The 22,888-nt window shown below is 42.2% G+C and carries 16 protein-coding genes and 3 pseudogenes; 5 read left to right on the forward strand and 14 right to left on the reverse strand.

Annotated elements, in window-relative coordinates:
* Nucleotides 1-127: 127 nt before the first annotated feature.
* From HGD77_RS11665 to pilG, 4 genes and pseudogenes are all read right to left on the reverse strand, one after another.
* Nucleotides 128-2,200 (reverse strand): annotated as a pseudogene (locus tag HGD77_RS11665) (methyl-accepting chemotaxis protein).
* Nucleotides 2,201-2,246: 46 nt separating this feature from the next.
* Nucleotides 2,247-2,783, reverse strand: a complete 537-nt coding sequence (locus tag HGD77_RS11675; RefSeq protein WP_004280709.1) for a chemotaxis protein CheW — start codon at nucleotides 2,781-2,783, stop codon at nucleotides 2,247-2,249.
* 5 nt (nucleotides 2,784-2,788) lie between these two features.
* Nucleotides 2,789-3,157: a response regulator gene (locus HGD77_RS11680; protein ID WP_004731998.1), complete on the reverse strand. Its 369-nt coding sequence runs from the start codon at nucleotides 3,155-3,157 to the stop codon at nucleotides 2,789-2,791.
* 25 nt (nucleotides 3,158-3,182) lie between these two features.
* Nucleotides 3,183-3,566: a twitching motility response regulator PilG gene (gene pilG, locus HGD77_RS11685; RefSeq protein WP_004280711.1), complete on the reverse strand. Its 384-nt coding sequence runs from the start codon at nucleotides 3,564-3,566 to the stop codon at nucleotides 3,183-3,185.
* Between the two features lie 285 nt (nucleotides 3,567-3,851).
* Between pilG and HGD77_RS11690 the strand changes: the two genes are divergently transcribed.
* The 4 genes from HGD77_RS11690 (at nucleotide 3,852) to HGD77_RS11705 (ending at nucleotide 10,625) form a co-directional block, all read left to right on the forward strand.
* Complete coding sequence (locus HGD77_RS11690) at nucleotides 3,852-4,499, forward strand: hypothetical protein (RefSeq protein ID WP_004732001.1); 648 nt, start codon at nucleotides 3,852-3,854, stop codon at nucleotides 4,497-4,499.
* 51 nt (nucleotides 4,500-4,550) lie between these two features.
* Nucleotides 4,551-5,678 carry an efflux RND transporter periplasmic adaptor subunit gene (locus tag HGD77_RS11695; RefSeq protein WP_004732003.1) on the forward strand — a complete coding sequence of 376 codons (1,128 nt, stop codon included), beginning with the start codon at nucleotides 4,551-4,553 and terminating at the stop codon, nucleotides 5,676-5,678.
* A 24-nt stretch (nucleotides 5,679-5,702) separates the two neighbouring features.
* Nucleotides 5,703-8,810: an efflux RND transporter permease subunit gene (locus HGD77_RS11700; protein WP_129716297.1), complete on the forward strand. Its 3,108-nt coding sequence runs from the start codon at nucleotides 5,703-5,705 to the stop codon at nucleotides 8,808-8,810.
* Between the two features lie 96 nt (nucleotides 8,811-8,906).
* On the forward strand, nucleotides 8,907-10,625 hold the full coding sequence (locus HGD77_RS11705) for a proline--tRNA ligase (protein WP_004732007.1): 1,719 nt from the start codon (nucleotides 8,907-8,909) through the stop codon (nucleotides 10,623-10,625).
* A gap of 58 nt (nucleotides 10,626-10,683) precedes the next feature.
* Here HGD77_RS11705 and HGD77_RS11710 read toward each other — a convergent pair whose 3' ends face one another.
* The 10 genes and pseudogenes from HGD77_RS11710 to HGD77_RS11755 form a co-directional block, all read right to left on the reverse strand.
* Entirely contained in the window at nucleotides 10,684-11,967 is a 1,284-nt protein-coding gene (locus tag HGD77_RS11710) for a hypothetical protein (protein WP_004732009.1), read from the reverse strand.
* A 17-nt stretch (nucleotides 11,968-11,984) separates the two neighbouring features.
* Nucleotides 11,985-12,914: pseudogene (locus HGD77_RS11715) on the reverse strand (hypothetical protein); the annotation flags it as partial.
* Between the two features lie 51 nt (nucleotides 12,915-12,965).
* Nucleotides 12,966-13,898, reverse strand: coding sequence for an IS5-like element IS17 family transposase (locus HGD77_RS11720; protein WP_080631276.1), 933 nt, complete (start codon nucleotides 13,896-13,898; stop codon nucleotides 12,966-12,968).
* 54 nt (nucleotides 13,899-13,952) lie between these two features.
* A pseudogene (locus tag HGD77_RS11725) lies at nucleotides 13,953-14,372 on the reverse strand (hypothetical protein); the annotation flags it as partial.
* A gap of 234 nt (nucleotides 14,373-14,606) precedes the next feature.
* Nucleotides 14,607-15,176 carry a dCTP deaminase gene (dcd, locus tag HGD77_RS11730; protein WP_004280726.1) on the reverse strand — a complete coding sequence of 190 codons (570 nt, stop codon included), beginning with the start codon at nucleotides 15,174-15,176 and terminating at the stop codon, nucleotides 14,607-14,609.
* A 123-nt stretch (nucleotides 15,177-15,299) separates the two neighbouring features.
* Complete coding sequence (locus HGD77_RS11735) at nucleotides 15,300-15,893, reverse strand: LysE family translocator (protein ID WP_004732019.1); 594 nt, start codon at nucleotides 15,891-15,893, stop codon at nucleotides 15,300-15,302.
* 257 nt (nucleotides 15,894-16,150) lie between these two features.
* On the reverse strand, nucleotides 16,151-17,410 hold the full coding sequence (gene apbC / locus HGD77_RS11740) for an iron-sulfur cluster carrier protein ApbC (RefSeq protein ID WP_005265950.1): 1,260 nt from the start codon (nucleotides 17,408-17,410) through the stop codon (nucleotides 16,151-16,153).
* A 155-nt stretch (nucleotides 17,411-17,565) separates the two neighbouring features.
* Entirely contained in the window at nucleotides 17,566-18,594 is a 1,029-nt protein-coding gene (locus HGD77_RS11745) for a transposase (protein ID WP_168730846.1), read from the reverse strand.
* A 115-nt stretch (nucleotides 18,595-18,709) separates the two neighbouring features.
* Nucleotides 18,710-19,532 (reverse strand): IS5 family transposase gene (locus tag HGD77_RS11750; protein ID WP_085064288.1). Its coding sequence is split into 2 segments (ribosomal slippage): nucleotides 18,710-19,150 and nucleotides 19,152-19,532, totalling 822 coding nucleotides; the frame shifts between segments, so codons are not numbered across the junction.
* A gap of 146 nt (nucleotides 19,533-19,678) precedes the next feature.
* Nucleotides 19,679-20,476 (reverse strand): hypothetical protein, encoded by a 798-nt coding sequence (locus tag HGD77_RS11755; RefSeq protein WP_004732024.1) that lies wholly within the window; start codon nucleotides 20,474-20,476, stop codon nucleotides 19,679-19,681.
* Nucleotides 20,477-20,786: 310 nt separating this feature from the next.
* Between HGD77_RS11755 and metG the strand changes: the two genes are divergently transcribed.
* Complete coding sequence (metG, locus tag HGD77_RS11760) at nucleotides 20,787-22,847, forward strand: methionine--tRNA ligase (protein WP_004732025.1); 2,061 nt, start codon at nucleotides 20,787-20,789, stop codon at nucleotides 22,845-22,847.
* Nucleotides 22,848-22,888: the final 41 nt, after the last annotated feature.

Genomic DNA, 22,888 nt, shown 5'->3' on the forward strand with positions numbered 1-22,888 from the left:
AAACTTAATTGTGACCGTCACGCGATACCTAACGTATGAAGTTAAGTACATCTTGTCGAGGCTTTATCTGTATTTTCTGAATGTGTCTCAACCGCGGTCAAGACACATTTCCCCATCATGTCTGACTTTATTCTGGTAGTTTAAAGTCAGATACAGATTCACGTAATGCATCGGCCATGTTTGCCAGTTCAGATACCGAACGTGCTGTATCGAAGGTTGCACTGGTAGTTTGCGAAGTAATTTCCTGTACGACATTCATCGTGGTTGCAATATGACCTGCAGATGCTGACTGTAGTTTCGCAGCATCAGAAATGTTCGCAATCAGTTTCGCCAGGTTGTTCGATACCGTTTGAATCTCATCTAGTGCTACACCGGCATCTTTAGACAAGTTCGCACCACGTACAACTTCCGATGTAGTTTGTTCCATCGAAATAACGGCTTCGTTGGTATCCGTTTGAATGGTTTTTACCAGGCCTTCAATCTGCTTAGTTGCAGAAGCTGAACGTTCCGCAAGACGCTGTACTTCATCGGCTACGACCGCGAAACCACGACCTGCTTCACCGGCCATCGACGCCTGAATCGCTGCGTTTAATGCCAGAATGTTCGTCTGGTCGGCAATATCGTTAATCAAGGCTACGATGTTACCAATTTCCTGAGAAGATTCACCCAAACGTTTAATACGTTTTGAAGTTTCCTGAATCTGTTCACGAATCGTGTCCATACCCTCAATTGAGCGATGTACAACATCTGCACCGTTTGCAGCAATTTGTACTGAACGCTCTGCTACCACTGCTGATTCATCGGCGTTGGCAGATACCTGGTCAATCGACAGTGCCATTTCGTTAATCGCTGCAGAAGCACCGGCAATTTCTTGTGCCTGATGCTCAGATGCTTCAGCTAACTGGTTGGTAATGCTTTGTGTAGTCGCGGTGTATTGCGCAACTTCTTGTGAAGTTTCAGTAATACGCGATACCAGGTCACGTAACTGATCGATCGCAAAGTTAATCGAGTCGGCAATCGCACCAGTAAAGTCTTCAGATACTGTTGCATATGAACGCAAGTCACCATCTGCAAGATCGGCAATCTCATCCAGTAAGCGCAAAATCGCATTCTGGTTACGGTCATACTCTTCTTGTAAACGGCCTACACGCTGCTTGTCCGACAAGCCACGCAGAGAAAGCAACTTGAATACACACAGCAAGAAACCGACTAATAATGCGATCAGAAGGACTGCCGGAACAACCGTTTTAAGACCTGAGTTACCCGATAATTTATTCAGGTTGTCCAAAAGCACATCAGATTGAGAAAAAATAGATGCGGCTGCCTGACGAACTTTTACGATCTGTGTAGAGTTTTTCAGAATAATCGCTGATGCAGATTCCAGTACGTCATCATATTCAGCCTTGATGCCTTCCAGAGATTCACGCAGGGTTGGATCAGCAATACGCTGTACACCCAGTTCAGCAGAACCATTTAACTGTGCATTCAGATAAGAACCAAAAGTTTCGGTATCGGCACTGAAGTCATCCGCAGATTCACGTGAACCATCATTACCTGTCAGTACCAAACTGATTGAACGTAAGATACGTTCTGCAATGAATACCTGGTTTTTGGCAATAACCACCTGGTTCGATGGCATATCTTGACGTGCCATCTGGTCGACCATCAAGTTATATTCCGCCTGAATCCCCGGAATCGCTTCACCAATCGCGATGTTGGTGTCGTATAACTGGTTAATAATCTTTTGTTGCGAGGTAATCAGATCAATACTGCTCGACACTTCTGTCCACTGTTTATCAACAGCTTGCAACGCATCATTGTTAGAGTGAATACTTTTAACTGTCTCAAGATTTTCAGCAAAAGCTTTTTGCGAGTCAGTGAGGTTCTTCATGGCCTCAGGCGTACCCGAAGCTGTCGCTTCAGTCGCTTGGCGCGAAATCGTTTGCGAGAGGAGACGCAAATCACCCAGACTTTAAGTGAGTTCGTTGGTACGTGGAACACTATAAAAAAGATACAATAAAGTGATCAGTGCGGCTAAAAGACAGCCTGCTGCTCCATAGATCAGCGGTTTTGATTTTTCACTATCACCAAATACACGTGATAACTGATCTACTTGCGTTTGAATCTTAGCTAAAAAAGCATTACCGCCTTTGCGGCCAGTGCTCTCACCTGTATTTTTCTTTTTAAGTTTAAAGCCCATGCAGCCTCTCCCCGGTTGACGCCTTGCTTACTTTCGAGCGCGACATTTAATTTATAAATTTTATAGATGCGTTCATAAATTTTGGATTTTGCAACAGACGACTGAATAAAAACACATGCCACTGCTGGTTGTGCTGATGGAAAAACCCCTGACAATATTCTTGTAAGTTTTTATCCAATTCAGATTTCTTCGAAAAGAAACTTTTCTTATTGAAATGTTGTATACCCAAAACTTGATCTACGACCAAACCCACATACTGGTCATTATGGTTGATGCATAATACTTTTTGAGTCGGTGAAAATTGACTGCTCTGCCCTGATACATACTGCGTCAGATCAGAAACCGATAACAGTCTTCCCCGGATATTCGCCAGACCCAACACCCATGCTTGTGTCTTGGGTACCGGCGTATATTCTGGGGGATAAATCACTTCTGATACCTCCCCCAGCGGGGCAACAAAATATTGCCCCATCATCTCAAAAGCAATGCCCGACCATCGGTTAACTTCATTGCCATTGGAAACGTAGTTTTTATTCCCCCGTTTCGCAATGCGAAGCAATTCGATAAATCCATTTGCTGCCATAGAGCTTATCCTGCATTGAGGTGCTGCTTAATTACATCTATTAATTGTTTTTCATCGACTGGTTTTATTAGATAATCCGCTGCGCCTTGACGCTTGCCCCATACACGGTCAGTGGCCTGATCCTTGGTACTGACAATCACGATTGGAATATGTTTGGTCGTTGCACCACGTGCAATCTGACGGGTTGCCTGAAAACCATTCACACCCGGCATAACCACATCCATCAGAACTAGGTCCGGCAATTCTGCCTGTGCCATGGTGACGCCATCTGCGCCATTGGCTGCTTCAATCACCTCAAAGCCATGTTTAGAAAGAATCTCTCTAAAGCGAAAAGTTTCTGTCGGTGAGTCATCCACAATTAGGATACGTGCCATGCCAATTCCCCAAAAAAATCAAATATTAAGCACTAATATGGTTACGGATTGCATTGAGCAATTCATCTTTACTAAAAGGTTTGGTCAGGTATTCATCTGAACCCACGACACGACCTTTGGCCTGATCAAATAAGCCATCTTTACTTGATAGCATAATCACAGGAATATTCTGGTAATTCTGAGAGTTTTTGATTAAGGCGCAGGTTTGGTAACCATCTAGGCGCGGCATCATAATATCTACAAAAACGATATCTGGATTTGCTTCGGCAATTTTTGACAAAGCCTCAAAACCGTCTACTGCAGTAATGACCTCATAACCTTCGCGTTGAAGAAGAGTTTCCGCAGTACGACGAATGGTCTTTGAGTCATCAATAACCATAATTTTTAGATTTTGGAATTTATCGTCCATTTGTTTAACCCTTCCCATTTTAGAAACTATATGCCATAAGACTCATAGGATTATTTTATTACGATCGATAAACATTTTTAACATAAAGTCACTTGTATTATCAATGAACATTTTCTACACAAGTAGACAAAATCATTTATTTTTAATAACAGCTTCACATTTTCTTATCGTTATTGGTTTTTTTTGACTAACGGTAGTTTTTTATTGATAAATTTAAGTCTAATATAACAAGATTATTACTTTAAAATAAGTAATTTAGTCAACTTTAAATTCGGGGAGCCAATGATGAGTCAGTTTTTAAGAAAACTTGCTGTCATTGATAAAAATAAAATGACTGGTCAATTCATTGTTGTTGCGCTGCTATTGTTACAGGTGAGCTTAACGTGTGCGAGTAGTAACCAACTCCCACAAAAAGCCACCTGGTATCGTTATTATGACAGCAAAGGTGTGGCCAATATCAGTACTAACGTCACACCCAATCATATCCGTTATGGCTATGAAGCACTTGACCAGAATATGCAGGTCATTAAGCGAGCGCGTCCTTATAATGCCGAAGCGGATATCAGGCAAGCGCCACAACGTGCCCAACAGGCGCAGCGGATTGCCGAAGACCATAAACTCAAGCGCGCTTATAATAATAGCCAGACCGCTTTACAGAAAAAGAATGACAGCCTGGTGCAGTTAAAAAAACAGATTGATTTCCAGCAAGAACAAATGAAGCAACTGCAAAAAGATCGGGTCATGTTTGTGCGTCAGGAACGCGAATATTTACGTAAAGGTAAAACCCCACCGGCACACCTGAAAACAACATTAGACAATAACCAGAAAAATCTCGTTTCCCAAAAAGAAAATATTCAATCTTTACAAAGTCGCTATCGAAATCTGGAAGCAGAATACGACAAAATTATCGCCCGTTTAAAAGCACTTGAATAAATACAAATAGCTGGCCGTGGTTTTGATCCATAGCACGCTAAAAGGACTCATATGCAAACTGCACCGCATTCTCATGATTTAAATATGCCTTCCCCGCGCTCTATCCTGATCATGAGTGCACTTTGCTTAAATATGTTTTTAGTGGCTTGTGATAAAAATGAACCCGTACAGCAAGCAGAAACACCCAAATCCATTGAAGTCATTCCTCAAGATCTAGTTGCAGTTCAATCTGGCAATTCAGTTCAAAAAACTGCATTCACCGGCACTATTCGTGCAGTCAATCAAAGCAGCATACAAGCACAGGTCTCTGCTACTGCTACCAGCGTAAACGCGCAGGTAGGTCAAACTGTTTCTAAAGGACAGGTGCTGGTACGCCTGAATAATCAGGACAATGCAGCCCGCTTGGCACAGGCACGTGCAAATCTGGCCTCTACTCAAGCGCAAGCCAATCAGGCTCGCAACATGATGCAGCGTAAAAAGCGCCTGCTCGATCAGGGTTTTATTTCAAAAGTAGAATATGAACAAAGTCAGGTCGATTATCAGGCCCAGCTTGAAAATGTCCGCGCCCAGCAAGCCAATGTCGATATTGCCCAGAAAGCAGATCGCGATGGCACCATGACCAGCCCGATCAGTGGCGTGATTACCCAGCGTCAGGTTGAACCCGGCCAAACCGTGGCGATTGGACAAACCCTGTTTGAAATCGTTGATCCAAAACGACTGGAAATTCAGGCACGCGTACCCAGTGATCTGCAATCAGGTTTAAAACTGGGCAGTCAGGTCGAATACACTATTCAAGGGAATCCAAATCGGCTCACTGCCGTAATTAGCCGGATTTCCCCGATCGCAGATCAGGCCAGTCGCCAGATCGAATTCTTTGCCACGCCAAATGAAACAATTCCCTCACTTAGCATTGGCTCCTTTGTCGAAGGCAACATTCTGAGTTCACAACAGATCTCTGGCCAGCTGATTCCATTAGATACTGTCCAGGATATCCAGAGCAAACCCTATGTCTGGGTGATTCGCCAGAATAAAATTATCAAGGTCAATGTTCAGGTTCTAGAACAGCGTTATAGCGACAACATTGCCGTGGTTCAAGGACTGGAAAATGGCGATCAGGTCAGCCGGGTTAAGTTTAGCGAATCCGATCTGCAAAAAACTGTCACCCTTCGCGCCAACTAAAGCCATTCACACAGGATCATTGATATGTGGTTTACCCGAATTAGTGTGAAGTATCCGGTTTTCACCATTATGATGATGTTCTGCCTGATGGTACTGGGACTGGCTTCCTGGCAGCGCATGGGCGTTGAAGAATTTCCTGATGTCGATTTCCCTTTTGTGGTGATCTATACCAACTATCCGGGTGCTTCTCCGGAAACGGTTGAATCGGAAATCACCAAAAAACTTGAAGATCAGATCAATACCATTTCCGGTTTAAAACAGGTGATTTCCCAATCAAGTGAAGGCTTGTCCATCATCACCACCGAATTTAATCTGGATGTGACATCGACCACAGCAGCCCAGGACGTGCGGGATAAAGTCGCCTCTGTGACTGCTGAATTCCGGGATGAAATTCAGGAACCGATTGTCGAACGTTATGACCCGACGGCGAATGCGGTGATGTCGATCGTATTTGAATCCGACAATATGGATGTAAAAGCGCTCAGTTCTTATCTGGATCAGCGGATTGTGCCACAACTGCGCACAGTCCCTGGGGTCGGAACGGTTAATCTGCTGGGTGATGCACAGCGCCAGATCCGGATTCAGGTGCAACCGCAAAAACTGCAAGCCTTTGGCATCGGTGTGGACAGTGTCATCAATACCTTAAAGGCCGAGAATATCGAAGTCCCAGGGGGGACACTTAAATCGGGTAATTCGGAACTGGTCATTGAAATCAATTCCAAAGTCTTGCATCCCCTCGCCTTCGGCGATCTGGTCATTGCCAATAAAAACGGCGTACCGATTTTCCTGAGACAAGTGGCCAATATTCAAGACAGTCAGGCAGAGCTGGAATCGGCTGCCTTTTTGAATGGTAAAACCGCAGTGGCAATTGATATTTTGCGCAGTTCAGATGCAAACGTCATTGAAGTAGTCGACAAGAGCTACGCAGCTTTAGAAAGTATTGAGGCGCAGCTTCCTCAAGGCACTACTTTACAAGTAGTGGTAGATTCCTCTAAAAGTATCCGCGGCACCATTGGCGATGTAGCCCGAACCATTATTGAAGGTGCGGTACTGGCTGTGCTGATTGTCCTACTTTTTCTGGGTTCTTTCCGTTCAACCGTGATTACCGGCTTAACCCTGCCCATTGCACTCTTAGGCACGCTAACCTTTATCTGGGCCTTTGGCTTTAGCATCAATATGATGACTTTGCTGGCGCTGTCCTTGAGTATTGGCCTGTTGATCGATGATGCGATTGTGGTGCGTGAAAATATTGTTCGGCATGCCGATATGGGCAAAGATCATGTGACTGCCGCGCTCGATGGCACCAAAGAAATTGGCTTAGCCGTGCTGGCCACGACACTGACCATTGTCGCCGTATTCCTGCCTGTGGCCTTTATGGGCGGAATTATTGGCCGTTTCTTCTACCAGTTCGGGGTCACGGTGAGTATGGCCGTTCTGATCTCAATGTTTGTCAGCTTTACTCTGGATCCGATGCTTTCTGCACACTGGGCAGAAAAGAAAAAAGATCCAAACAAAAAACCAGGTTGGGTGAAACGTTTCTTTAGCTGGATCTCCGGCAAGCTGGATAACTTAAGCCATGTCTATGAAAAATTATTAAAACTGGCCTTACGTTTTAGGCTTATTACCCTGCTGATTGCGGTCGCTTCATTATTTGGTGCTTTGGGTTTATCCAAACTGATCGGCACCGAATTTGTACCGGTCCCGGATAAAGGCGAAATCCGGATCAAGTTTGAAACACCGGTCGATTCATCGCTTGAATATTCACAAGCCAAACTGCAGCAGGTGGATCAGATTATTCGTCAGCATCCGGATGTCAAAGCCACTTATGGGGTGATTAATGGCGCAACTGACCGCGGTAAAAACCATGTCAGTTTACGGGTGACTGTAACGCCGCGTACCGAACGTGAAAAGACCCTGAATGACCTGAATAATGAATTCCGCCAGCGTCTACAATCGGTTGCAGGAATCAGCATTACCTCGGTGGCATCCGCCGATGAAACCGTTTCAGGTGGCCAGAAGCCGATCATGATTTCGATTAAAGGTCCGGATCTAGATGAACTGCAAAAAATTTCCGATCGCTTTATGACGGAAATGGCGAAGATTAATGGCATTGTCGATCTGGAAACTTCATTAAAAGAACCCAAGCCGACTCTTGATGTACAGATCAATCGCGTCTTGGCCAGTGATTTAGGTTTATCGGTCAATCAGATTGCCAATGTAGTGCGTCCGCTGATTGCCGGTGATGATGTCACGACCTGGCAGGATGAAAAAGGTGAAACCTATGATGTGAATCTGCGCCTGACCGAAGACCAGCGCAGCTTGCCTAGCGATTTACAGAATATGTATATCACCTCGAATAAAACCGATGCCAATAATCAACCAGTTCTGGTCCCGCTTTCGAGTGTCGCCAAATTTCAAGAAAAACTGGGCGCCTCGCAGATTAATCGACGTGATCTGGCACGTGAAGTTCTGGTCGAGGCCAATACTTCAGGACGTCCTGCAGGCGACATCGGGACGGATATCAGCCGCTTGCAAGAAAATTTCGATATGCCACCGGGTTATAGTTTCGACACTCAAGGCTCCAATGCCGACATGGCAGAATCCGCAGGTTATGCACTGACTGCGATTACCCTGTCGATTGTCTTTATCTATATTGTGCTCGGTTCGCAGTTCAACAGTTTTATTCATCCTGCAGCAATTATGGCCTCACTGCCATTGTCGCTGATTGGCGTGTTTCTGGCCTTATTCCTGTTTAATTCCACCATGAATCTATTTTCGATTATCGGCATTATCATGCTGATGGGACTGGTGACCAAGAATGCGATTCTGCTGATCGACTTCATCAAGAAGGCCATGGACCGCGGCGAAGACCGTTATGATGCGATTATTGCCGCTGGTAAAACCCGTTTGCGTCCTATTCTGATGACTACCAGCGCGATGGTCATGGGCATGGTGCCACTTTCCCTAGGGCTAGGTGAAGGTGGTGAACAAAGTGCACCGATGGCGCATGCGGTGATTGGTGGGGTAATTACCTCTACCCTGCTGACCCTGGTGGTGGTGCCGGTGATCTTTACTTACCTGGATGACTTTAAGAATTTTATGCTGCGTCAGGCACGTAAAATCATGGCATAATTTAATGCAACACAATGAGGTGACATTCCCAAAAGCTCACCTCATTTTTTATTGTATAATCCCTGCTTTAACGCTTAATTTTTTAGGACAGTTTCCATGCGCGCGAGTCGCTTTTTATTTGCAACGTTAAGAGAAACCCCGAACGATGCTGAGGTTATTTCACATCAGCTCATGCTTCGTGCCGGTATGATTCGTAAGTTGGCTTCAGGTCTATACACCTGGTTGCCGATGGGCGTTCGCGTATTAAATAAAGTTGAAGCGATCGTTCGCGAAGAAATGGACAAAGTCGGTTCACTTCAAGTCTATATGCCGGTGACTCAACCTGCATCTTTATGGGAAGAATCAGGTCGTTATGTACAATACGGTCCTGAGCTTTTACGCTTCAACGACCGCCATGGCAACCCATTTGTTCTCGGTCCGACGCATGAAGAAGTGATCACTGACCTTGCACGTAACGAATTAAAAAGCTACAAGCAATTGCCTGCAAACTTTTACCAAGTACAAACCAAATTCCGTGACGAAATTCGGCCACGTTTTGGCGTAATGCGTTCACGTGAATTCATTATGAAAGATGCCTACTCTTTCCATGCCAACCAGGAATCACTGCAACAAACCTACGACGACATGTATGCAGCCTACTGCAAAATCTTCACCCGTCTTGGTTTAGATTTCCGTCCAGTACAAGCAGATACCGGTTCAATCGGTGGTTCAGGTTCTCACGAATTCCACGTACTGGCTTCAAGCGGTGAAGATGATATCGCATTTTCGACTGAATCTGACTATGCAGCCAATATTGAAATGGCAGAAGCAGTACTTGTCGGTGAACGTGCGGCACCTACACAAGAACTCAAACTGGTAGATACACCAAATCAAAAAACCATTGCAGATGTATCAGCATTCTTGGGTACGAACCCTGCTCATTCAGTAAAAGCCTTATTGGTTCAAGGTGTTGCGACTGAAGAAGGTCAAGATGCACCTGTGGTTGCTTTATTCCTTCGTGGCGATCACGAACTGAATGAAATTAAAGCTGAAAAACATCCTTTAATTGCTGCACCTTTAACATTTGCTACTGAAGAACAACTGCAAGCCCTTGGCTTAACTGCTGGCTTTGTCGGTCCTCAAGGTCTGGTCGAAAAAGGTGTAAGCGTTATTGTTGATCGTGCAGCATCCGTATTGTCTGATTTTGTTGCGGGTGCAAATGCAGCAGATCAACACGCAACTGGTGTAAACTGGGAACGTGATGCACAGTTCACTGAAGTTTATGACCTACGTAACGTGGCTGAAGGTGACCCATCTCCAGATGGTAAAGGTACGCTTCAAATCAAACGTGGTATCGAAGTAGGTCATATCTTCCAGTTGGGTCAAAAATACTCTGAAGCGTTGGGTTGTAAAGTATTGGGTGAAGATGGCAAACCATTTACTGTAACAATGGGTTGTTATGGTATTGGCGTGACGCGTGTGGTGGCCTCTGCAATCGAGCAGAACTTTGATGAGAAGGGCATTATCTGGCCAACTGCCATTGCACCGTTTGAAGTTGCCATTGTGCCGATGAATGCACACAAATCTCCACGAACTATGGAAGCTGCGGAAGCACTCTATGCTGAATTACAAGCTGCAGGTTTTGACGTGTTACTCGATGACCGTAATGAACGTCCGGGCGTGAAATTCTCTGATCTTGAGCTTACAGGCATTCCACACCGTATTGTGATCGGTGAAAAAGGTTTAGATGCAGGTACTTTTGAATATAAAGGCCGCCGTGATGCTGAATCAGTAAATATCTCGAAAGAAGAATTATTGGCGAAGATTGCTAAATAATTTCACTTTCTTATAAAAAATCCCGCATCTGGCGGGATTTTTTATGGCTATCGCACCCTTAACAGAATTTATGTCCACCGAAACAGTTCGGTTTAAAATTCTGGCCTTGTAAAGTTAAATTAGTGAGAGGGAAATCAAGTAGTGCAGGATTTTTAATTTCCTTTACATCAAGCGCACTCCCTAGCACACAACCAAAAACTAGACTCCCACAATCTCGCACATTAGTGGTTAAATCATGGTTAATTCCTGTAATAGTTTGCTTTAAAACAGCATCTGAAATTGGCACACTATATGAAGGTGAAATACTTCCTAAATCTACTTCATCTTCCATGGCCATCCACCATCCTTGTTTTGCCGCGACTGCTGCGCCAGGCCATAAGATGCTTTGGGATTGCAAGGAGAGTGAAGCTGGATTATCTAAATATAAAGCATGAATAAGTCCGAGATTTTGTTTAACGGTAATGTCTGTCTGTAGCCCGGTTAAGTAGCCTGTAATATCTTTATCTAATTTTAATGCTCCATCCAATAATTCTGCTTTTAATGGTCCTTTAAAATCAATACGACCTACTGTCCCTGTCCCTTTTAGTACAACTTCTTTCATTCTTGTTCCTGACACTATCGTAGCAGGAATAGTAAAAGGTGCTGTTGTAGAATTTAACTGGAAAGCATAATTGCTAGATGTGTAATGTAAATCCAGAGGTAATGGTTGACCTAATATAGTGCCTTTTACCGTGCCCTCAATATTCATTCCAGTTGCAGCATAATCCATGACACGAGGAGCGGTTGTTGCAACTCCTGATGAAGATTTTGTTTTCATATAACCACTGAAACTGTTAATACCATTTGGTGTAGCACTATTTTCTGTCCCCATTGTCAATAGACCTGAAATCTTTTCCGCACTTAAACGGAAACCTAAAACTTCACGTGTAGATGCCTGATTTGGATTTTTTATGGCAAATTGTACAAATGGATTAGTAATCAGAGCTGAAGTCGCGGCACGATCCGCGCCATTCGTAGGATTACCACTTAAGGCAATATGATCAATATCAATATCACAGCCGGTTGCACCATTAACACCGCCACACCCGAGTTGTAGCTTTTTTATATTGGTATTAATTTCCATCTCGGCTTCCAGGCCTAATTTATAAAATGAGATATTACTCTGGTCATAAGTAGCTCCTAGATTATCCATCTGGTTAAATCCAGACTGAACCTCCATTGACAATAAAGCCTGCCCATTGACTTCTGAGAGCTCTTGGTCTTCCAATGAGGTTAATGCAGATACCTGACCACTTAGGCCCATCATAGCTACCACTAGACTTTTTAATATTATTTTTTTCATTTTTCTCATCCTGATTTTTAACGTGGTGTGATTCCCATCGTGCTACGAATGGTTCCACCAGTCAGTGCAATACTTGCCATGTTTTGCATATTGCCATTGGTCGCCATGGCAAAATTGGTCTTAAATGGTGTTGCAATATTATTTTCATAATTGAGTTTGACCTGATTATCCAAAGTCACTGTATCTGCACTGACACGAACTTTTGCTTTGACACCCAAATGACCTTCCATCCGGTTAAAGTTAATTGACGAAGTTTTTAATACCCCGGCTGAATCAATATCTTCATTGGCGATACTAAAATAGCTTCCCAGATTATCTTTGTTGGCATTTTCTTCTGCGGTAAGGGGTCTAAACTCAAAGTTTGCATTAAATGACAGGAAGTTGGTATCTGGTGAACTGCTAGTTGGGTCTACACCAGGAATAATCAGAAGTTCACCATTTCCATCAAGTTTAAAAGCAATATTAGTCAGGACATCATCACGTTTAGAAAAATTATCGTGAGGCACATAGCCCCCGCATTTAGTGATCGATGCATTGGTACAATTATATTTAGATCCTGGTAATTGACCAATCGCAAGCTCAGCTTTGGCTCCAATCAGCAGCTTATCAGCGCGAATATAAATACCTTCATCTTTATAACTAATAATTCCTTCTGACTTGATCAAAGCATCGATATTCCTAAAACCAGCATAATAGTTAACAGCCTCACCATGCTCACCATTTTTACCATCAATCAATATAATCGAGGTTGTGCTTGGTAAACCGGTTTTCTTGTCAATTCCATAGCCTTCTGTAGATGCCATAATGTTATAAGCAATTGCTTGCTTATTGTCTGTTCCATAAGTCGTTCCAGACAACGCAACATTGGCATTTAAATTATAAATAGGAATACCGATTCCCCATGAACCACCATCGCCACCAATTTCTGTCAAAGAGTTATCTGATAGGCTTTGTTGCACAAAGATTTGAAATGCAAAGCGCCCCTAATTGAGCCAAATTTAAGGCGTAACTTGGGTAAGTGGTCGACCTAATTCCGTAAATCTGTTGAGGACTGCTACACGTGCATGAATTTCATTCACCTGACTAGGAAAGCTTCTTGCCATTAATTTATCGCCTAATAATTTGATGCAATGCATCTTGGTTTCCACCAAACTGCGGCGATGATAGCCTGACCATTTTTTCCATAATGTCCTGCCTAAACGTTTAACTGTTCGAAGTAATTCATTTCGCTCTAGCGAGCTACTCTTTGTATCTTTCCATGGTTTCGCATTTTTTCTAGGTGGAATCACCGCATGTGCTTGCCGATCTGCAATGACCTGACGGCATTGCTTGGTGTCATAAGCTCCATCGGTATAAACAGAGTCAATCTGCTCATCTTGTGGAATCTGATTAAGTAAATCACCAAGAACCTGTGAATCACTGACATTATTGGTTGTGAGCTGAATAGCGCGTATTTGTAGGGTTTTGGCATCTATACCAATATGTAGTTTACGCCATTGGCGACGATATTCAGCTCCATGTTTCTTGCGTTTCCATTCGCCCTCACCTAGAAACTTCATGCCTGTAGAGTCTACGAGTAGATGCAGCCCATCGCTACTTTTTTGGTAGCTGATTGCAATATCAATATGCTGTTGTCGTCTACAAATTGTAGTGTAGTCTGGCGCTATCCAATTTAATCCGCAAAGTTTAATCAGACTTTGCACAAAGCCAGTGACCATACGTAAAGACAGACGGAATAAGGATTTAATCATTAAGCAGCATTGGATGGCTGCGTCGGAGTAGGTTTGATTTCGCCCTTGTTTGCCTTTTGATGGCGCATACCATTGCGTAGCAGGATCAAACCAAATGGCAATATTTCCGCGACTCATGAGTGCTCGGTTATATGCGGGCCAATTGGTTGTGCGGTAGATTTTGTGTGTAGGCTTCTTCATTTGAAAATTATATCGCTGAAAAAGCCTTTACAGATAGGTTTGTGCAACAAAGCCGTTATCATTATAAAAATCAGTTTTTAAGGTATCATAGGCTTGCTGATACTCAGTTGCATAATTCTGCGTTCTTTCAACATGAAAAGCATTATCATATGTAGATTTATAAACTTTGTCGTATACACGCTGCCCAAGTTGGTTGTAATTCTCACCCGTCGGGATAATACGAATAAAGCCTGTATCTGCTTGTCCGGGGTTTTCAATGCCTCTGGCATAACTAGAACTAGCAGAAAGATCTTTAGGACCTTGAAACACCATTTTAAAATCATCAAGTACCAGCGCAACACCCTCACCGGTGGTGTCAGAAAGAGAAGAATCTGATAATTCCTGCATCGCATGTGCAGAAGGCAACAGGCTGAAACCGATTGTCATCGCCAAATAACTTTTGCGAAATTTAAATATATCTTTTATCTGAGCCATCTCACTCTTTCCTTTTTATTCGATGCTCCGCACCTTATGCTTCAGCTTCCCAGCCGCCAATCTTTGATTTTTTATAATGCATTGCATATTTTTTATGGTTATGCGGAATCCATTATGCTGATTTTTAATACAGATGCCAAAGCCAATTAGGCGAAAAATAGCAGTTTCCGATGAATGAAAATCTCAAAAAAATAAACGGGACATAAAGTCCCGTCATTCAATATTTTAAAACAATTAGGTCTTCGGCAAAGTAACGCCTGTCTGACCTTGATATTTACCACCACGATCTTTATACGAGGTTTCACAGACTTCATCAGATTCAAAAAATAGCATTTGCGCTACACCTTCACCTGCATAAATACGCGCAGGAAGATTGGTCGTATTTGAAAACTCTAAAGTTACGTGTCCTTCCCACTCTGGCTCAAGCGGAGTCACGTTAACAATGATGCCACAACGCGCATAAGTCGATTTGCCCAAGCACACGGTCAAGACATTACGTGGAATGCGGAAATATTCGATCGTACGCGCCAAAGCAAACGAGTTAGGCGGAATGATACAAACATCCGACTCGATATCAATAAAGCTGCGTTCATCAAAGTTCTTCGGATCAACAATTGCAGAATGCACATTGGTGAATACTTTAAATTCACGCGCACAACGCACGTCATAACCGTAGCTAGATACGCCATACGAAATCAGCTTTTGACCATTTTCATCCAAACGTACCTGGTTTTCTGCATACGGTTCAATCATGCCGTGTTTTTCGCTCATTTCGCGAATCCAACGATCAGACTTAATTGCCATTGATATAATCCAAAAATCTTAAAAACAAGTTATTGCGACGTACTTTAACTGAAATTGACACTAATGAAAATAAGTGAAAGTCTTAGAGCTCAAGTTACCAAAAAATTGCTGATTGAGATCAGCTTATAAACTTAAAAGTGCAGAATAGCTTAAAGGAATGGAAAAGCTCATTAGCACCAGCGAAGCCGTTTTTTGCAAGTTTTTCTGGTTCAGCCAGCGGCTGTTTTTTCTGGCCAGGATTGAACCCAGAAAAGTCCAGAAGAATGCAATCGGGATCAACAGAAGCAAGAAAACCAGCATATGAGTCACATAATGTTGGCCGCTTTTCCAGACAATGACAGGAAAGATCGCTGAGGCAAATAAAAGTGCTTTAGGATTAAGCAAGGTTGCCAAAAATAATTCTCGTGCGCGAATCGAGACATTTTCAAGATTTTCGCTTATTTCTGCAGTCCGCCATAATTTCACAGCGAGAAATAGAATATAGCCAGCACTAAAAAGTTTGAGAATGGTCGGTAAAAGCGGAAGATGAACGGAAATTTTTCCGATCAGAATGCCCCATAAGCTAATGGCAATCAGATAACCAAAGGCTTCCGCAGGAATTAAACGAAATGTTTTTTTAAATCCGACCTGAATGCCTGAAGATGCCAATAAGGTATTGGTTGGGCCTGGTGTTAAAAGAATGGTTGCCACTAAACCAATAAAAAACCATGAAATCATAGTTTGACCTCGCTCTAATCCGAGTAGCATAGAAGAATTCGGTCAGTGCTGCAAAAAAATAATTGTAAGAGAACATATGATCTAAAATTTAAATTTATTTATTTTAATTAATTCAAATATTTATATAAGCTTTCAGGATAAACACCCGATAGTCATTTCAGTCAATTTCGATCATTTAAATCGAGCTAATTTTAAAAATAAGAAATAAGAAGCCCTAGCTTTTAGCCAAGGCTTAAATATCTGAATTATCTATAGAATTAAAAAATTCGACTATGGTCTTTCTCTGCTTTAGGTAACTGCGCTGCAATTTTCTCTGCAATCAGCATATAGCTTTCTGCAGCAGCATCTCCCGCGATCACTGACGGCGTTCCAGCATCGGCATTTTCACGAATTTTAGCATCCAAAGGTAAACGACCCAATAATGGGACTTGATATTGCTCAGACAGTTTATCGCCACCGCCTGTACCAAAAATCTGTTCCTCAAAACCACAATTTGAGCAGATATGGGTCGACATGTTTTCAATCACGCCCATGATCGGAATCTGCACGCGGTTAAACAATTCAATGCCTTTGGTCGCATCCAGCAAGGCCACGTTTTGTGGCGTTGTCACAATTACTGCGCCCGTTACCGGAATACGCTGCGCGAGAGTTAACTGGATATCACCTGTGCCAGGTGGCATATCAATCATCAGCACATCGAGGTCTGGCCATAGAGTCTGATTGAATAACTGCATTAATGCACCCGTGGCTTTTGGACCACGCCAGGCGACTGGAGTATTGTGGTCTCCAGTTAAATGGCCAATTGATAATACTGCCATTCCATAAGCTTCGATAGGGACAAACTGCTCTGCTTCGATCATTGGCGTTTTGCCGGCATTGCCGAGCATGGTCGGGATACTTGGACCGTAAATGTCGGCATCCAGTACGCCTACGCGCAGGCCTAATTTCTGTAGAGCCAAAGCCAGATTTACAGTCGTGGTCGATTTACCTACGCCACCTTTGCCGGATGACACCAGAATCACATTTTGAATCCTTGGGTGTTTTGGAACATCACGCTGTTGCGGCGCAGCTTTTTGAATAGGTGGATTATTTGGATCAGCTTCTTCAGCTTTTGCAGGCTGTGCCGACGCATCAACCACAGGCGGAAGATTGGGTTTTGCTTCCGCTTTAGGCCCGCTTGAACAGTTTTCACCTTCAGCATGGTTATGCCCGCAACCACCTTCTTTCTTATGTCCAGTTTTCTGCTGAATCACATGCATATTCAGCTCTTGAATACCATATTTTTGCAAAGCTTCCGCCAGTTCATCATGAATCTGTTGCAGCTGCGCTTTTTCTTCTGGATAGGTATTCAAAGTGATTTGCAGAATTTCACCCTGTACATTGACCTGAGTAATACGATCTTTCAAGGCATTGCTAGAATTTGGCAAGATATAGTTTTGCAGTACGTTCTGCACAGCTTCTTCGTTCACCTCCTTGGAAGGCGAAAAAACCGATTTAAGCGAAGAAAGCCAGGACATAGGTTACTCCAAAAATGTAGATCGACATCTGAATGGCCTAGTTTAACGGGGTTTTAGGCGAAGGTTAAGCACTGTATTGGAGAAGATGAAAGAGATATCTTAAATTCCCAACTATTTTACTTGGTTTTTTGAAATATTTTAGGACTTACGCACTATTATTTATAGATTCTCTGTGGTAGCAGATGATTTTTATCGAGAATAAAGTCATCAATGAAGTTTTTGATAACTGGTCTAAATAATTTCTTCTGCCAACGATATACATTTTCAAAGATCCGCTCAAACTGGTTCTTTTGTATCTCAACGTAGGCCATCAAGGCTGAAAAAATATGATTCAAAATCAGTTTAGATCGTCTTACTTGAAACTTTTCAATATGACAAACCTGTTTAATCACCCGGTGATATTGCTCTATTTTCCAATGACTTGAATGCAATTCATGAAAACCCTCAAAGGACAATAAATCATCTTCATCTTGATGCACAATATAAAACCTCTGCTGTTCTTTTAACTGAGTCTTAAATAATTGTACAAAGCCAAAATCTTTGAGCCAGACCACTTGACCCTGATGGAAATCTGGCAATAAACGCAGTTGAAACCATTGTCCTTTTTCTGGGGAAACCTTACGGTTACAGTCGATACCAAACATAAATCGAATACCATATTTTCTTATGGTTTTTAGATTTCCAGTCGATGAATACCAACTATCACCTGTAATAAATTGAATCTTTGCACCCCAACTGAGTACTTCACTTAACATATCCATAAAGTAATCATTCTTGGTTTTACTTTCAGATTTGTCATAAATTCGGAAATTAATTGGAATATTTTGACCATTTTGATCTGTCGCATACAAGGTAATGAGACTAATACCCTTGACGGATCGATGGTGTTTGCCTGACCAAAAATAGCTAACCAAGTCCATATGTTGACTATATGGTTTATCTAAAACAGTATCATCAATGCTGACTATAAGTTTATTATTATCAATATGTTGAATTGATTCTTGATATAGGTCGTGAGGTGTGTAGTCTTCACGCTCTAGAAAGCGATTTACACTATCATGCGAGATATTATAAGTCTCGGCAAGTTGTGTGCAGCTAATAGAGTTCGGTTCTGTCATGAGAAAGCCCATATAAATGGGTAATGTACAAGTTGCTGTAGAAGCATGTTTAATTCGTCTGATCACAGATACTTTATAAAGTATTTTAATACTTTTTTGAATCCGTCAATGCGTAAGTCCTATATTTTATGAAATCTTGGTGAATAGAAATAATGAAAGAAAAGATCTCTTGCGAAAGTCGTTATTGCAAGTTCATCCGGTTTACCAGTGCAGCGATTAAGTTAATGCGTAAACCGAATCTTTTCCGTCTATTTCGATAGCGTTCACTTAGTATTCTAAATCTTTTCAATTGACTGTTAATATGTTCGATTACAACTCGTATTTTTCCAATCATTTTATTGTAATTTTTCTCAGCATCAAATAAGGGTAAATTCTTCTTTTTCTTTATTGGCATCAATAATTTAAAGCCATCTTGCTCTAACCCATAGTACCCTAAATCGGTCATAACATAGTCACAATGTTTGAATTTCTTAACTGTTTTTCTTGCCAATTTAATATCATGCTGACTGCCAGACGATATATCTACTCCTATGATTTGTTTGCTCTTCGGATGATAGATCACTTGGGCTTTTAACGTATGTTTCTTCTTTTTACCACTGTAGAACTTACTCTGATTTTTTTTTCGGGCGTTCTATTAAACATTCTGTCGCATCAATAATTACCCAGTTAAATTGTTCGTCTGCTGTGGTAATGCTTCGTTTTGGCAGGGTAAAACGTCTTGATTTCATTAATGCATCTTCAACCTTTTTAATAGTTCGATTCACATTACTTTCAGCGATATGGTAATTTGCCGCCAATTCCAATTGGGTGTTGTAGCTCCGTAAGTAATTGAGTGTTAATAATAATTGATCCTCTATAGCTAAAGTATGAGGACGCCCTAATTTCTTTTTAAGTGATTCTGCTTCTTTTAAAACTTCGACCATTTCACTAAAAACTGCTCGAGGTACACCAACCAAGCGCTGGAATTCAGAATCTGAAAAACGATTTAATTTCTGATATTTCATGAAATCTATATTGAGGCAGTTTTTACTTTCGCAAGAGGTCTAAAAGAGAGATGGGACTATTTTGATGTAATAAATTTTTTTTATTTATCTCGAGCGTGTTAAGCCACTTTAACCCTCTGTGATTAAAGTGGCTCTACGATCACAGACTATTTATGATTTTTATTGTTTTCAGATTTGTCCTGTTGATCCTTTTTATTTTTATCCTGATCTTGTTTCGATTCATCCTTTTTGGACTGAGAATTGCTCTTTGAATCTGTATCTTTGGCATCTTGCTGCTGATCAGAATTACTTTCCTTCGCTTGGTTATCTTTCATTTTACTCATCGTATCAGTTGCCATCTGTTTCAGCTCAGCGAACTTAACCGATGCTTCACTGACTAAGTCTGTGATTTTCTGTCTGGTATCTTCAAACTTATGCATGGCTTCATCTTTTAAATTTGCCATACCTGCCTGCTGATCGGTCTGACCATCTTTAGCATGCTGTTTATCTGACTTGTTAGATGATTTATCTTGAGAGGCATGATCTGCTTTGGCCTTTTTCGCATCATCTGAACCTTGCTCAGTATTTTGCTGGTGGTCAGATTTGCCATGTTTTAGCTCATTCAGAAGCTTTTCACCTTTTTGCAATAGTTCCTCACCGATCGCAATCGCTTTGGCTTTTAAGTCATCCATCTTAAAGCTTTCAGTTTTTTTATCTGACTGATTCTCTTGAGAATTGTCTTTTTGTGCTGATTGCTCAGCATTTGTATCTTTGCCGTTGTGCTGAGTATCAGATTTCTGATCAGCATGGGTCTGGGCACTTTGCCCATTCTTATGTTCCTGATTATGCTGTTTATCTATCTCATTTTGCTTTTGCTCTTTTGCAAGTTGATCATTCAATTCGCGTGCATGTTGTTCTTTATCTTGATTTTGCTTCGACGTATTATTTTGGTTCTGCTGAGTCATGAGGTACCCTCCTTAGGCATATCATATAAACAATCAGCCATTTTTTAGCACAAAGCATCACGCGAATCGGGCGAAGTAAGCAAACTGCAACAAAGCCTGTACATGTTGTTGCTATTATTTGCAGAATGTAGCATGAGCTGAGTCAAATCCGTATTGAAAAGCTATATGCTAAGGACGATGCAGGTTTTGTATTCGGTTTTCCAAGTCCATCTATTCGCAGGGTTTCCGTAAAGCATTTCTTTGTAATCCCCTCGGCATCATGTAAAATTATGGCCCATTGCATAATGAATACGAATGAGAGAGTGAATCCGTGCGTAAAATTTTAGTCACCAATGCCCTTCCTTACGCCAATGGCCCGATTCATATGGGTCACTTACTTGGCTATATCCAAGCAGATATTTGGGTACGTGCCATGCGTGCGATGGGTCATGATGTGACTTACGTCTGTGCGGATGATGCTCACGGAACCGCGATCATGCTGCGTGCCGAAGCGAATGGCATTTCACCTGAAGCGCAAATTGCCAATGTGCAAAAAGAACACATTCGTGACTTTGACGGTTTTGGCGTACATTTCGATCATTATGATTCTACGCATAGCGATACCAACCGTGCCCGTGCGTCAGAAATCTATGTGAAAAACCGTGATGCTGGCAATATTGCAGTTCGTCCGGTGACCCAGCTTTTTGATCCTGAAAAAGGCATGTTCCTGTCAGACCGTTTCATTAAAGGCACCTGTCCTAAATGTAAGGCGGAAGATCAGTACGGCGACTCATGTGAAGTCTGCGGTGCAACTTATAATGCGACAGAGTTGTTGAATCCGCATTCCACTTTAAGTGGCGCAACTCCAGTCGAAAAATCATCTGATCATTACTTCTTTAAATTGCCAAATTTTGGTGAATACCTGCAAAAATGGACTCGTGATGAAGGTCGCTTGCCGGTATCGATTGCCAACAAGCTGGACGAATGGTTTGAAAATGGCTTGAACGACTGGGACATCTCACGTGATGCGCCATACTTCGGTTTTGAAATTCCAGATGCGCCAAACAAATATTTCTATGTTTGGGTGGATGCGCCGATTGGTTATATGTCGAGCTTTGAAAACTACATCAAAACCAAACGTCCTGAATTGAATTTTGATGACTACTGGAAAAAAGATTCTGAAAATGAGGTCTATCACTTCATTGGTAAAGACATCGTGTATTTCCATGCCCTGTTCTGGCCCGCAATGCTGGAAGGTGCAAATTACCGTACGCCATCAGGCTTATTCGTAAATGGCTTCCTGACAGTCAACGGTCAGAAGATGTCTAAATCTCGTGGTACCTTTATTAAAGCGGAAACCTATTTAGAGCATTTAAACCCTGAATATCTACGTTATTACTTCGCGTCGAAACTTTCAGACAAAGTTGAAGATTCGGACTTGAACCTGGATGACTTTGTACAAAAAGTGAACTCCGACCTGGTTGGTAAAGTCGTCAACATTGCCAGCCGCTGTGCAAAATTCATCAACACTAAATTTGATAACAAGTTAAGTGCAACATGTGCAGAGCCTGAACTGGTGCAAAGCTTTATTGATGCGGGTGATTCTATTGCAAAAGCATATGAAGACCGTGAGTTCTCGGCAGCGATCCGTGAAATCATGGCACTTGCGGACAAAGCCAACCAGTACATCGATGAGAAAAAGCCTTGGGCACTTGCGAAACAGGAAGGTCAGGAACAACAAGTTCATGACGTATGTTCTGTGGGTATTAACCTGTTCCGTCAATTGGCAGTGTATTTAGCACCTGTATTGCCGACACTGGCTCAACAGGTTCAAGATTTCTTGCAACTTGAAAGCTTCGATTTTGCTTCTCGCGAAACAATTCTAGTGGGTCATGAAATTGCATTGTTCCAGCCGTTGATGCAACGTGTAGATCCAAAAGCTGTTGCGGCAATGGTGGATGCATCTAAAGATTCTTTAGCTGCTCCTGCTGCTGAACCAGCAAAAGCTGAGAAGAAAAAAGAGAAGAAGATTGAAAAGAAAGCTGAACCTAAAGTCGGTGAAGCTGAAATCATTAATATTGATGATTTTATGAAAGTTGACCTGCGTGTTGCTGAAGTTTTGGAAGCGGCTACGGTTGAAGGTTCTGAAAAACTGCTTCAACTCACTTTAAACGTTGGTGAAGCTGAGCCACGTAATGTGTTCAGTGGTATTCGTGAGTTCTACCAACCTGAAGACTTAAAAGGCAAACTGGTGGTAATGGTGGCTAACCTTGCGCCACGCAAGATGCGTTTTGGTATTTCAAACGGTATGGTTTTAGCTGCGGGTAATGGCGATGGTGTTTGGGTGATTTCACCTGAATCTGGTGCTAAACCGGGTGATAAAGTGTCTTAAGATTTCCATTTTAAGCAAAGAAAGCCTCTACGTATGTAGGG

This window comes from Acinetobacter sp. NEB149, assembly GCF_012516415.1.
In the GTDB taxonomy this organism is placed as follows: domain Bacteria; phylum Pseudomonadota; class Gammaproteobacteria; order Pseudomonadales; family Moraxellaceae; genus Acinetobacter; species Acinetobacter lwoffii_V.